The organism is Falsirhodobacter sp. alg1 (assembly GCF_000739715.2).
In the GTDB taxonomy this organism is placed as follows: Bacteria; Pseudomonadota; Alphaproteobacteria; order Rhodobacterales; family Rhodobacteraceae; genus Falsirhodobacter.
Genome location: NZ_BBJC02000002.1, coordinates 465,980 through 478,216 on the forward strand (window position 1 = coordinate 465,980; position 12,237 = coordinate 478,216).

Sequence of the window (12,237 nt, forward strand, 5' to 3'; positions counted from 1 at the left end):
GGCAGCGGATTGCCCCGCTGCCTGCCTGATCGGTTATACGAACAGGATGGGCTGACAGGCCGGCGCTGCCTCAGGCCGGTTCTTCGACAATCTGCTTCAGGATGCTGGTATAGTTTTCCACGCCCTGGGCGCCGGTCACCAGATACTTGCGGTCAAAGATCATGGCCGGCACACCCTGAATGCCCTGCTTGGCCCAGAATGCCTGTGCCGTACGCACATCATTCGCATGACGCTGATCGGCCAGAACCGCCAGCGCCTCGGTCCGGTCAAGCCCGATTTCGCCTGCGACATCAGCCAGAACATCCGTGTCCGACAGATTGCGCCGGTCTGTGAAATGAGCCGCAAGCAAGGCCAGCTTCAGATCATGCTGCCTGCCATGCGTTCCGGCCCAGTGCAGCAACTGATGGCTGTTGAACGTATTATGAACGCGGAATTCTTCACCGAAATTGAATGTGAATCCCAGGTCGGCCCCTAGGGCCGTCATTCGCGCATGGGTATCGTCGGATTTTGCACGATCCGAACCATATTTTTCTTCCAGATAGGAGAACCGGTCCCGCCCCTCGGGCGGCATGTCCGGATTAAGCTCGAACGGTTGCCAATGGATCTCATGCGCAATGCCGGTTGCCTTCAGCGCCTGTGCAAGCTGGTTGTAGCCGATCGCGCACCAAGGGCACATGACATCGGAAACGATATCGATCCGCAAAGGAAGTTGGACAGCCATATCGTTACCCTAACCATCGAAGGCCTGCATATATTCCGCAGGCACGTTTCAAATTACGCAAAAAACATGGGTTTAGCGCTCCGGATTGTCAACCGGAGGGGGAAAGAGCACATTTGTTGTCCAGACAGGCCCCGCAGAACGGATACGGTACACATCTTCGGCACGGGGTTGGCAAAGATCCACCCAATACTAGGTTGCGCAAGATACGAAAGATGAATTTTCAGAATTAAATCTATACTTAATTCTGTTGGGCCATTCCTAAGGCCGAAGGAGAATTTTGTATGGGACAGATTTCATCGTCCGAACGCATGACGTTCAGGGACGTGAAACAGGATATCATCCAACGGATCACCAACGGGCCTTGGGGGCCCGGCACATTGCTGCCAAGCGAAATCGATCTGGCCTTTGAATTCGGATGCTCCCGTACCACCATGAACCGCGCCCTGCGCGAGGTGAGCGAACAGGGATTGCTGGAACGAAAACGCAAGGCCGGTACGCGGGTGCGTGAGTTTCCCCTGCGTCAGGCACGGTTCGCCATGCCGCTGATCCGCACCGAAATCGAACAGACCGGCGCCACCTATCGCTATTCATTGCTGCAGCGCGAAATCGTGGCCGCGCCCAGCTGGTTACGTGCCCGCATGAACCTGTCGGCAGAGGCGCTGGTCCTGCATGTCGTATCGCTGCATTTCGCGAATGGAGAGGCATTCCAGCTGGAAAACCGCTGGATCAATATTGCCGAACTTCCCGAGGTGGAGCATCAGGATTTCAGCAAAACCGGCCCCAACGAATGGCTTGTCTCGGCCATGCCCTATTCAGAGGTGGAGGTCAGTTTTTCTGCCGAGCCTGCGGATGCGCTGGCAAACACATATCTTGGCCACAAAACCAGAACGCCGGTTTTCTGCATCGAGCGCGCCGCATGGTGCCAGGATACGGCGATCACCCTTGTCAGGCTGAGCCACCGCCGGGGCTATCGCCTGACCACACGTTGCTGATGCCCTAGGGGGCATTCCGCTGCGAAGGATCACGCTGGAAGGCATCGGGGCGGGTATCGCCGGGCTGGCTGCGCTGATGCCCTGCCGCCTCGGCCCACCAGGCTAGCTGCGCCAATGTCCGTTCAAAATAACCGTCCCAACGGGCACCATCGACGCCGGTCTGATATTCACCGCTTTCATCGAAGACCTCCTGCGCGGCAGGAATATGGATCATTGCGGAAACGGGTAGACATCCCAGTTCGGACAGATAGGTCCGCATGTTGACCGCGGCCCGGGCTCCGCCCCATTGGCCAGCGGAATAGGTCACGATCGCGCTTGGCTTGTAGGAATAGAGCGAGCTGCCGAAATGGTTCAGCAGATGCGACAATGCCGGGCTCATGGAATGGTTATATTCGGGGCTGACCATGACATAGCCATCCGCAGCCTCGATCTTTTGCGCCAAGGCCTCCAGATCCTCCGGTGCCTTGCCCGGAGCGTAGGAAAAATGCGGCTTGAAGGGCCCTGACAGATCGAAATCCAGAGGGTCGATCAGGACCGCCGAATGCCCCCCCTCCAGCAAGCGCGCGGTGCAGGCCTGTGCAACGCGCATCCCCAGACGCGCTGGCCGGGGCGGTGTCGTATCACGTGTGGATCCAAGAAAGACGAGCAGGTTCAAGGGCATTTTGCGTATCCGTTTCATGCGATCATCTTTCCGGTAATCTAGCCCTGATGGCGGATTGGCAAACCGAAGAATGATCGGGCGGCGGGGATTGCAGAACGCCCCGTCAGACGTTGCCACCGGGGTTGCCCTGCAGCAATCATTCAGACCGGAACCTGCGCCGACAATGTGCCACAAGGGCATCCGAGAAAATGGACATCGCCGGAGACACCTCGCGGGACGGATAATAGAGAAAGAACCCCTGAACCGGCGCAAGATGCTCTGCCAGAACCTCCGACAGCCGGCCCGTACGAAGATCATCCTCCACCATATGACGCCAGAGGTATACAAGCCCCAGCCCCAGAACCGCCGCCTGCCGTAGCAGAGCACCATCATTGAAGACGGGGCCGGAGGGAATGACGTGATCCTCCTTGCCCGATCCCCCGTGAAAGCGCCACGGCATTACCCGACGACCGGACTGCATGCGGTAACCAAGGCATATATGCTGCGCCAGATCAGCGGGCGTCCGGGGCGCTCCTACCCGCGTCAGGTAATCCGGGGCCGCCGCGACGACGGGACGGGTTTCAAGGGTAAGCAGGCGGGCAATCATATCCTGCTCAAGCTGATCACCCAGACGGATACCGCCGTCGAACCGCCCCTGAACCAGATCGTCAAGCGTATCTGTTGCTGCAATTTCGACCCTGATACCCGGATAATCGGCGTGAAAGGCGGAAAGCATCGGCAGCACCAGCACCTCTGCCGCATCACGTCCCATGGTAAGCCGAACCGTGCCAGCAGGGCTCTCGGCACTGGCCCCAAGTTGCGACAGGGCGGCCGATATCTCATCCAGCGCGGGGCCAAGCCGTGCAAGCAGTGCAGCCCCCGCAGCCGTCGGCGCGACCGAGCGCGTGGTACGCGCCAGAAGCCTTTGTCCGAGATCCGCCTCCAGGCGCCGTATTGCATGGCTCAATGCCGATTGGGTCGTGCCCAGTTCTGCTGCTGCCCGGGTAAAGCTGCCTTGTTCGGCCACGACCCGCAGCGCCGCAAGGGTATCGAGACGGTCGCGTGCCATTCATGACTCCGGTTCATCAGCCCGATGAAAATACCGCTCTTCTGGCACGATAGATAGATCCGTATCTGTGATGCAGCGGCATGCCACGTAAAGGTCGCCCCAACTCCGGATGAAGGATCATGCCCGTGCCCCCTACGATCACCCGCCTCAACCCACCTGCCCTGCCGGACAGCAGCAGCATCGGCTATGCGCAGATCTCTATCGCAGGGTCCGGTCGCATCGCCTTCGTTTCAGGACAGGTTGCAGGGGCAGAAGCGGTCGAAAAGGGTTTCGACGCGCAGGTTGCCGACGTGATGACAAGGGCGGCAGCTGCCCTGGAGGCTTTACAGGCAAACCCCGAGGATATTCTGATCGCACGGATCTATGTGGTTGATCTGGATGAGGCCCGGCTGGGCCAAACGATCACCGCATTCAAAACCTTCTGCAATGGGGCCACGCCATCCCTGACCGGTGTGGGGGTTGCAGCCCTGGCCGGACCGGGCCTGCTGATCGAAATGGAGATGCAGGTGCTTGTGAGCGCCTGAAGCCGTCGTAAGGATGCTGCCGCGGAATATCCCAGACATCCAGGCCCTCGGTCAAAGAGGCGCAGACCGGTGGTTCGAACGGGCGGTTGGCATGCTGTCAGGATGCAGCCTCTCACATACGAACAATGCTTGGTGCTTGCAGATCGCCACAGCCTCTGAATAGTGATCCCTTGAATTCACCTATTGCACGGATACAGGGTGCCGACAATTCCGAAGCTGTTCATCCTGCGCACCCTGCGTGCAATCGCCATCTGGTTTATCGTGATTACGGTAATCATTCTGATGTACGCAGATGATGTCGATCCCATGCCGATCAGTATTTTCAACAGACTGCTCATCGCGGCAGGTATCACTGCCTTTTTCAACATTCCCGTGGTGAAAAGGATCGGGCGAATTTACCTGAACACGACACCGGATGACGGGGATGCCGATGTCTGATCAAGCATGGCCCCCTGTACCGGATGGCTGGGAATAAAGGCACAGAGTCATTTTCAACGGTGGATGGATATTCGCGCAGTCCGAAAGCGTGCAGCCTGTCCATCATAATACCCGGCTGTTTTGTGGCACCGTTTTTGCCAATATCGGGGCGAGGAAACCATAAGAGGTACAGGCATTCTTGTTGGTGCGGCCATGGGTGATATGTGGCATTTCGATTTGCGTACAGTTTCGTAGGATATTGAAGGCCCCTTCCGTACCGGCTGATCGGTTTCGATAATGCCAATATAGCCCAACATTGCAGTACTGCTGTTGTTGACCCGGATCGCCTCCAATCGGCACGAACTGTGTGGAGATCAGTCCACATCCCCGCTCTGGCCCTGCCCCGCCCTTCTATTGCCCGACAGCAGACAGAATTGGCTTGGACGGTCTTCATACCCTCCAATTTTGCCCCAAGCAGGTTGGCCATGGATAACATCCAAGCCTGCCTTATAGATCCTGCATCGCAATTGGCCCGTCACCCCACCAACAGGCTTCATATCTTCTGCCGTATAATACCCCACAATATTTGCATTCATAAGTCAGATCCTTCAGGGTGACTTCGAAGCGTGTGTCCTTTCCGCGTAACATGATTGAGATAGGCCGAATGCACACTCCCCCTCCCGCTTCCGGATGAACGCTTTGCCGCGCTTTCGTCATTTGTGCGGCTTTCCTCTTTTTCTTATCCGCTCCCAGTCAAAGAAACATGAGCCGGAAACTACAGTCGCAAACGGGCCGGTTTTCAGGCCGCATAACACCGTACGTCAGCCAAGGAACGAATTAGCCAGGCCAAGGTGTCGGGCCTGCGCGCGGGTTGTGCTCGGAATACTGCCGGGCATAGGGTGCCGGCATGCCTTTTCTGCTTCGTATCCTTTTCGCCCTGTGCCTGACCCTTGTGCCTGCCGCACCGATCCATGCCGATGAACGCATCCGCAGCTTTATCAGCGAGATCACGATAGACCGGACAGGCGGGCTGCAGATCACCGAAACACTGGATGTGCAGGCAGAAGGGCAGCGTATCCGCCACGGTATCTTCCGCGATCTGCCACTGACAGAGGATGGCATCCACCGGGGCGGGTTCGATCTGGTTGATGCCACGATAGACGGCGCGCCGGTGGATACCCGTATCCAGCGCGGAAACGGGGTGATCCGCATCTATCTGGGCGATCAGGATACGGTCCTCAGCCCCGGCGAGCATCGCTTTCGCCTGCGCTACGATGTGGACCGGCAGGTCCGGTTCCTTGCCGATCATGACGAGCTTTACTGGAACATCACCGGCAATGCGTGGGAGTTTCGTATCGACATGGCCGCCGCCCGCATTCGCCTGCCCGAAGGGGCTGTGGCCACCGATGTGGAAGCATTCACCGGTCCCTCGGGCTCGCAACAGAAGAACGCCGTCGAACAGTTCGAGGAGGGGGGCCGCACTGTCTATGTCATGACCGACGGTGCACTTGACTGGCACGAAGGGATAACCACGGCCATCGCCTTTCCCAAGGGCACCGTGGCACGCCCCACGTTTCTGGATCGCATCCTGTACGCGCTCCGCGAGCGTCCGGCCGATGCGATCGCCCTGTTCGGCAACCTGCTGCTGGGGGCTACGCTGTGGCTGATCTGGCGGTGGAAAGGCAAGGAAGCGCCATTGGGCCATATCCGCGAACGCAGCGTCCCGCCCGAGGGGATTTCACCCGCGCTGGCCCATTATATTCACGCCAATGGCGGGATCGGCAATTCGGCGATGGTGGCGGCGGCGGTCGATCTGGGCGTAAAGGGCTTTGCCACCATCACGCAGCATGACACCACATGGTCGATTGCCCGAACCGAAAAAGCCGATGACGGCACCCTGCCCGTGGGCGAGGTCGCAATCCTGAAGCATCTGGACGGGCTGGACGGTCCGCTTGTAATTTCACCAGACAACCGCAAGGCAGTCGGCGCACTGCTGAAGGTCTTCAAGACGGCGATACGAAAGGAACATGGCGAACGGTTCCACATCGGGAACGCGGGCTGGACGCTGCTGGCAGCGGCCGCATCCTATGGTCTGGCCCTGGCGATCATGTGGCAGGCATTGGCCGGGCTGCCATTGGGTTTGTACATCATACCGGTGCTGCCGCTTGGCCTCCTGCTGTTCGAGCGTACGTTGCGGATGCTTGCGCTGACGGCCGGGATCGCATTGACCATCTCTTGCCTCATGTGGTTGGTTTTCGGCGTGCGGATAGGCGCGCTTGGCCTGATCCCGGCAGCCGGGATGATCGCCGTGCCAGCAATATTCGGCATCTTTGCCGCGCGCATCGGCCTGACGACCCCTGCCGGACGTGCCCTCAAGAGAGATATCGAGGGCTTCCGTCGCCATCTGTCAACTGCCCGCAGCAAGAGCCGTTCCCGCGACAGTGCCCGCCGCCGGTTCGAGACCTTCCTGCCCTATGCCATCGCCCTTGGTGTGGAAAAGGAGTTCGCGAAGGAATACGAAGACGCCCTGACACGTGCAACGGCACAGCCAGGCGGTCCGGCCTATGTCTGGATGCCCGTCTGGCTGCATGGAACTCCGGTCGGCGGCGGTCCAATCGGCGGAACAATATCGGCGGCCTGCCAGTCGATGACCACGGGCGTCAACGCCTGCACCACTTCCAGCCCGGGTGTGTCAGGATTCTCTGGCGGCGGTGGAGGTGGTGGCGGTGGAGGCGGCTGGTGAGCCGAGGTTCGTGCCCCGCGTAATCGGGATTGGATGAATACCTGCGCCGACTTCTGCATGCAATCCAAGATGATCTGTCTTGGCGGGTGGGACGGTGATAGAAGCTACGATCTGGCGCTGAGTATCCAATACGCAAAAACATGAGACCAGGATGACATTCGAGGTTTATGCAAGATCGTCGCCGGGACAATGACGTTGATCTGCCCCCCCCCCCCGAACTTCGGACACTGACATAAGCTACGATTTGAAGTCTGCTAATCTTCGACGAGAAGGAGATCAGAGATGTCGAAACGCGAGCAGCACGCGCCTGTGTTCAAGGCCAAGGTCTCGCTGAAAGCTCTGAAAGGCGAGGAGACGGCTGCCGAACTGGCGAGCCGATTCGGAGTGCATTCGACGATGATCCACCAATGGAAGCGAGCCCTGCTCGACGGTGCGTCCGGCGTATTCGAACGCGGAGGGCGCAAGACGCCCGAGATTGACGACGAGCAGGTGAAGGATCTTAACGCCAAAGTCGGGAAGCTGGCGGTGGCTAACTCTTTTTTGGAACGAAAGCTGAAGCCCTGGGGCAAGAAGTGAGGCGGGTATCATCGAGCCGGACCACCCGGATCTGTCCATCGGCCAGCAGCAAAGCTGCTGTCGATCGCGCTCGTCCTTCTACTACACGCCCAAGAGCGAGACCGAACAGAACCTCGGCCTGATGGGGCGGATCGACGAGCAATTTCTGGAGATGCCGTTCTTCAGTGTCCGGCAAATGGCCTGGCACTTGCGCAGTTGCAGGGACCGTGGCCCCTAATGGGGCCGCGTAAGCTCGGAAACAGCCACTTGATGAACGAGAAGCGCATCTGGCGACTGATGCGCCTCATGGGGCTCATGCCGATCTACCAGAAGCCCAACACCAGCAGGGCGGCGAAGGGGCATAAGACCCGTCCCTACCTGTTGCGAGATCGGCGGGTAGACCGGCCGAAACAAGTCTGGTGCTCGGATATAACCTACCTGCCCATGCCGCGTGGGTTCCGCTACCTCGGGGCGATCATGAACTGGCACACCCGCAAGGTTCTGTCCTAGCGGATACGAACACTCTAGAGGCCAACTTCTGCGTCGAAGCGTTGAAAAAGGCTATCCACAAGTTCGGGCCGTCCGAGATCATGTTTCCGCATCAGGAAGCTTTGTCGATCGTTCCGCTTGCGCACAAGCGGCATCAGGAGTTGTGGTTGGTCTACCGCACGGGTCGTACGGAGTTTGCCCGGGTTGCATCGGTTCAGCGGATCATCATGGCGGCAGCAGAGGGGCTAGGATGATCCCCGCGCGAGTTTATCGGAGGATGGTTGTTCTCCGCTGGAGCTGGTTGGCCTCGGCGCCGCCTTGGCCCTTGTGCATTTCACTTTGCAGGGTGGTGAACCTGCATGCGCTGTCAGGCCCGCGTTCACGAGCTGACGCTTCACGGCGCCCTCGTAGGGATCCTGTCCTTGAGCCTTGGTTCGGATCTATTTTACGGCCATCAAAAAACCTCCCAATGACGGGAGGTTTCGGGAAGTGTATAATTTGGTTGCGGGAGCTTGCAGCCGCCGCTTCCTACCTGACCTTGTCTGCGCCGTATGACTATTCTTTTCGCACGCAGCGACGAGAAGGAATCTGACGATTGCGTAGAGGCGGTAACGTCCGCAGATCCGCGCGACACACCTTAACGAGAGAGATCCGCTTAGCACCGGCCCGAACGACACCAAACCTCGGAAGCGTAAATGGCGGCAGCTGTGCCCGTGACTTGGCTTTCCGGTGCTCTCGGCCCTCTCCGGACATTCGCCGGGCAGGTTATCGCTGCAGGGCAGCTTCCCTGAAGCCGCCATCCAAGGCATCGCGCAGCATTGTCCAACCGAGCAATATCCGCACCACGAACTTAGCTGCCCTTCGCGGCAGTTGGTCATTGTATCGCGCAAACATCTGTCGACGGTTAGATAGGCGAAGTACTGCCTTAAAGCTGGCGGGGATCAGGGAATGCGCGTACCATTCATAGTCAGGCGCACCTTATCCCTGCCAGCTACCAAAGATTTTAGTTGCGACCCGCCATGACGCCACCATCCACATCCCAGATCGCCCCTGTGACCCAAGCTGTATGCTCTGACAATAGATGCACGACCGTAGAGGCAATATCGGCGGACCGCCCTACGCGCCCGACCGGATGAAAGGCATCGAATGCGCCAGTCAACGTAGCTTCGATTTCATCAGGGTTTATGAATGCACCATAGATAGGCGTAACTACGACCGCAGGAGAAACTGCATTCACGCGAATTCCTTTTTCGCCCAGCTCCATGGCAAGGTGTTGCGTCAATGAGTGCAAACCGGCTTTGGCCATAGAATAGGCAGAAGATGGCGTGGCCTTAATCGCCTGCTTGGCCCACATGGATCCGATATTGACGATCGCGCCACCGCCATTTTTAATCATGTTTTCCGCCACAGCCTGCGTGATGAAAAAGCTTGCGCGGTTAATATCCATATAGCTGTCATAGTCGGCTGCTGTGTGTTCAAGGAATGGTTTGGGGGCGAAAATCCCCGCGGCGTTCACCAGCTTGGCAATGTGACGGTCGTCCCTGCGCAAATCCTGTGAGAGGCGATCTACCGCCGTTGCATCCCCAAGATCAACCTGACGTGTCTCGGCCAAGTCCCCTAGCCCCGCCTTGGCGGCCTCAAGCTTTGCCGCAGTTAAGCCAAGCAAAGTGACGTGTTCGCCATTGGCCACCAATTGCCGCGCCGTTTCCAGCCCCATGCCACTTGAGCCACCAACGATAAGTGCAGTTTTCTGTGTCATTTCATTTTCCCTATCTACTGATAGGTAGCTATCATGGATTTGCATTCCCGCAAGTCAATGCCTATCTGTAGATAGATAATCACAGAGCCGTGAGCCCCATGTCAGACACCGCGAATCGTATTCTTGATAGTGCTGAGCGCACAGCACGGCAGGGCGGTTTCAATAGTTTTAGCTTTCGCGATATCGCTGCTGAGATCGGTATTAAATCCGCCAGTGTGCATTACCACTTCCCCACCAAAGAAGCGCTTGGAGAGGCTCTGGCCGAACGCTATACAGAGCGATTTCTCAATGCATTAGGGGCACCTGATGCGCAGACGCCACAAGACATGATGCGGCGCTATGTGGCCCTATATGGCATAGCGCTGAAAGATGATGGATTGATGTGTCTATGCGGCATGTTCGGCGCGGAAATTGCCCAACTGCCCGACGGCGTCGCACGCAAAACGCGCGCCTTTTTCGAACGCAACATGGCTTGGTTGAAACGTGTTTATGTTGCGGATGGCTTTAACGAAGAAGAGGCGTTTCAACGCGCCGCGCATATGATTGCGACACTCGAAGGGGCGATGATTTTGGCCCGCACCATGGGCGACGATAGACTGTTTGACACGGTGACAACCGATTTGACCCACGGTCAGGGTTCATAATCAATAGATGACGAGAGCCGCGAGGACGATGGCTGACGGGAAGACTTTGGGGCATCTGTTATAGCGGGTCGCCACGCGCCTCCAGTCCTTGAGCCAGCCGAACATGATCTCAATGCGGTTGCGGCGTTTGTCATATTTGACCGGCGTCTTGCGTTGCTTTCGTCCGGGGATGTACCCGACCAACAGCATTCGAATCAGGATTGACGGAAGGGCGGCCCGTGTGGCTGTAGAAATCCGCCAAATAGGTGCGGATACCGGAAAAATCCACGAACCGGTATATTGAGCGAAGTAGGTTGTTCTGCGGGAAATAATCCTCAAAAGAGAATTCGTAGAACAGCGCCGGTTGCGCCTCCTGCCGTGGTCCCACCATTGTCAATCCTCCTACCCATTGGCAGAATTGAATTAGTACTTCCGGCCGTAATCAAAAAGGACTGAATAGCCCCATGTTTCGTGGACGCCTTCTTCGCTAACTTTGAGGCAAGAAGGCCATGATGGGCACGGGCAATTTCACTGACGACTTCAAGCGCGATGCTGTCGCGCAGATCACGTAACGGGGTTACCCGGCGAAGGAGGTTTCAGCTCGGCTGGGTGTGAGCACGCATTCGCTCTATGCTTGGAAGCGCAAATTCGCGAAGGCGGTGTCGGGTGACACAGAGAAGGACGCTGAGATCCGCCGGTTGAAGCGCGAGCTGGCCCGGGGGTCGGAGGAGCGTGATACCCTAAAAAAGGCCACCGCGTATCTCGCCAGAAATGCAAAGTAAGATACGCGTTTATAGCGGAGCATCGGGGTCAGTTTTCGGTACGGGCGATGTGCCGGTGCCTGCGCATCCAGCCGAGCGGGTTCTATGCTTGGCTACAGACACCCCTGAGCCAGCGGGCGCAGGAAGATAGACGCCAGACCGAATTGCTGCAGAATGCTTGGGCTGAGAGCGGCAAGGTCTACGGCTACCGCAAGCTGCATGACGATCTGATCGAACGGGGTGAAAGCATCTGTCCGAACCGCGTTTCCCGACTGGCGCAACTGGCGGGGATCAAGGCACATATCGGCTACAAGCGCCGCCCCGGCAGTTATGGCGGCAAGCCGTCGGTCGTGGTCGACAACACCCTCGACCGGCAGTTCGATGTCGAAGCTCCGGACAAGGTCTGGGTGACCGATATCACCTATATCCGGACGCAAGAGGGGTTCGTTTACCTTGCAGTCGTTGACCTGCCCCCCGCGAAATCCCTCACCGTAATGTAGAGTCTGCGCCAACTCTGAAGGAGCAGACACATGCGAAAGAGCCGTTTCACCGAGGCGCAAATCATCGGAATGATCAAGGAGCAGGAGGCCGGGATGCCGACTGCGGAAGTGTGCCGTAGGCATGGGCTGAGCACTGCGACGTTCTACAAGCTGAAGGCCAAGTATGGCGGCATGGAGGTGTCCGAGGCTGCCAGGCTAAAGGCCCTTGAGGACGAGAATGCCAAGCTGAAGCGCCTGCTTGCGGACACCATGCTGGACAATGTCGTGTTGAAAGACCTGCTGGGAAAGAACTGACGACATTGACGAAGCGGCGAGATGCGGCGCTCCGGGTGATGCGGGATCATGACATCTCGCAGCGCCGGGCCTGTAGGCTGGTTGGTGTCGATCCCAAGACCGTTCGGCGTGAACGCCCGCCGGACAGTGCCGATATCCGCCAAGAGATGC

At 58.1% G+C, this 12,237-nt stretch carries 11 protein-coding genes and 4 pseudogenes; 9 read left to right on the forward strand and 6 right to left on the reverse strand.

What is annotated here, in order from left to right:
• Positions 1–70 precede the first annotated feature (70 nt).
• Positions 71–721: a DsbA family oxidoreductase gene (locus TR36_RS06405; RefSeq protein WP_045388993.1), complete on the reverse strand. Its 651-nt coding sequence runs from the start codon at positions 719–721 to the stop codon at positions 71–73.
• A 281-nt stretch (positions 722–1,002) separates the two neighbouring features.
• On the opposite strand from TR36_RS06405, the gene TR36_RS06410 reads away from it, so the two are divergent.
• The gene (locus tag TR36_RS06410; RefSeq protein ID WP_052362526.1) at positions 1,003–1,713 is read left to right on the forward strand and encodes a UTRA domain-containing protein; all 711 of its coding nucleotides are present in this window, start codon (positions 1,003–1,005) and stop codon (positions 1,711–1,713) included.
• 4 nt (positions 1,714–1,717) lie between these two features.
• Here the strand turns inward: TR36_RS06410 and TR36_RS06415 are convergent, their stop codons facing one another.
• Positions 1,718–2,392, reverse strand: coding sequence for an NADPH-dependent FMN reductase (locus TR36_RS06415; RefSeq protein WP_082714870.1), 675 nt, complete (start codon positions 2,390–2,392; stop codon positions 1,718–1,720).
• Between the two features lie 118 nt (positions 2,393–2,510).
• Positions 2,511–3,422, reverse strand: a complete 912-nt coding sequence (locus tag TR36_RS06420; protein ID WP_045388990.1) for a LysR family transcriptional regulator — start codon at positions 3,420–3,422, stop codon at positions 2,511–2,513.
• A 125-nt stretch (positions 3,423–3,547) separates the two neighbouring features.
• Between TR36_RS06420 and TR36_RS06425 the strand changes: the two genes are divergently transcribed.
• The 5 genes from TR36_RS06425 (at position 3,548) to TR36_RS15475 (ending at position 8,404) form a co-directional block, all read left to right on the forward strand.
• Entirely contained in the window at positions 3,548–3,946 is a 399-nt protein-coding gene (locus TR36_RS06425; protein ID WP_202814371.1) for a RidA family protein, read from the forward strand.
• 198 nt (positions 3,947–4,144) lie between these two features.
• Positions 4,145–4,384, forward strand: coding sequence for a hypothetical protein (locus TR36_RS06430; protein WP_237763525.1), 240 nt, complete (start codon positions 4,145–4,147; stop codon positions 4,382–4,384).
• 886 nt (positions 4,385–5,270) lie between these two features.
• The gene (locus TR36_RS06440; RefSeq protein WP_045388982.1) at positions 5,271–7,106 is read left to right on the forward strand and encodes a DUF2207 domain-containing protein; all 1,836 of its coding nucleotides are present in this window, start codon (positions 5,271–5,273) and stop codon (positions 7,104–7,106) included.
• Between the two features lie 282 nt (positions 7,107–7,388).
• On the forward strand, positions 7,389–7,682 hold the full coding sequence (locus tag TR36_RS06445) for a 30S ribosomal protein S6 (RefSeq protein WP_045388981.1): 294 nt from the start codon (positions 7,389–7,391) through the stop codon (positions 7,680–7,682).
• A 398-nt stretch (positions 7,683–8,080) separates the two neighbouring features.
• Positions 8,081–8,404, forward strand: a complete 324-nt coding sequence (locus TR36_RS15475) for a hypothetical protein (RefSeq protein WP_153010511.1) — start codon at positions 8,081–8,083, stop codon at positions 8,402–8,404.
• Between the two features lie 749 nt (positions 8,405–9,153).
• Here the strand turns inward: TR36_RS15475 and TR36_RS06455 are convergent.
• A complete protein-coding gene (locus TR36_RS06455; protein ID WP_045388977.1) occupies positions 9,154–9,909 on the reverse strand; it encodes an SDR family NAD(P)-dependent oxidoreductase in 756 nt (251 codons plus the stop codon).
• A gap of 98 nt (positions 9,910–10,007) precedes the next feature.
• Between TR36_RS06455 and TR36_RS14750 the strand changes: the two genes are divergently transcribed.
• The gene (locus TR36_RS14750; protein ID WP_045388976.1) at positions 10,008–10,553 is read left to right on the forward strand and encodes a TetR/AcrR family transcriptional regulator; all 546 of its coding nucleotides are present in this window, start codon (positions 10,008–10,010) and stop codon (positions 10,551–10,553) included.
• Here the strand turns inward: TR36_RS14750 and TR36_RS15735 are convergent.
• Both TR36_RS15735 and TR36_RS06465 read right to left on the reverse strand, forming a co-directional pair.
• Positions 10,554–10,724: pseudogene (locus TR36_RS15735) on the reverse strand (transposase); the annotation flags it as partial.
• A pseudogene (locus tag TR36_RS06465) lies at positions 10,701–10,923 on the reverse strand (IS5/IS1182 family transposase); the annotation flags it as partial. The pseudogenes TR36_RS15735 and TR36_RS06465, both read right to left, overlap by 24 nt.
• 121 nt (positions 10,924–11,044) lie before the next feature.
• Between TR36_RS06465 and TR36_RS14890 the strand changes: the two are divergent.
• Positions 11,045–11,757: pseudogene (locus TR36_RS14890) on the forward strand (IS3 family transposase); the annotation flags it as partial.
• Between the two features lie 66 nt (positions 11,758–11,823).
• A pseudogene (locus TR36_RS14895) lies at positions 11,824–12,237 on the forward strand (transposase); the annotation flags it as partial.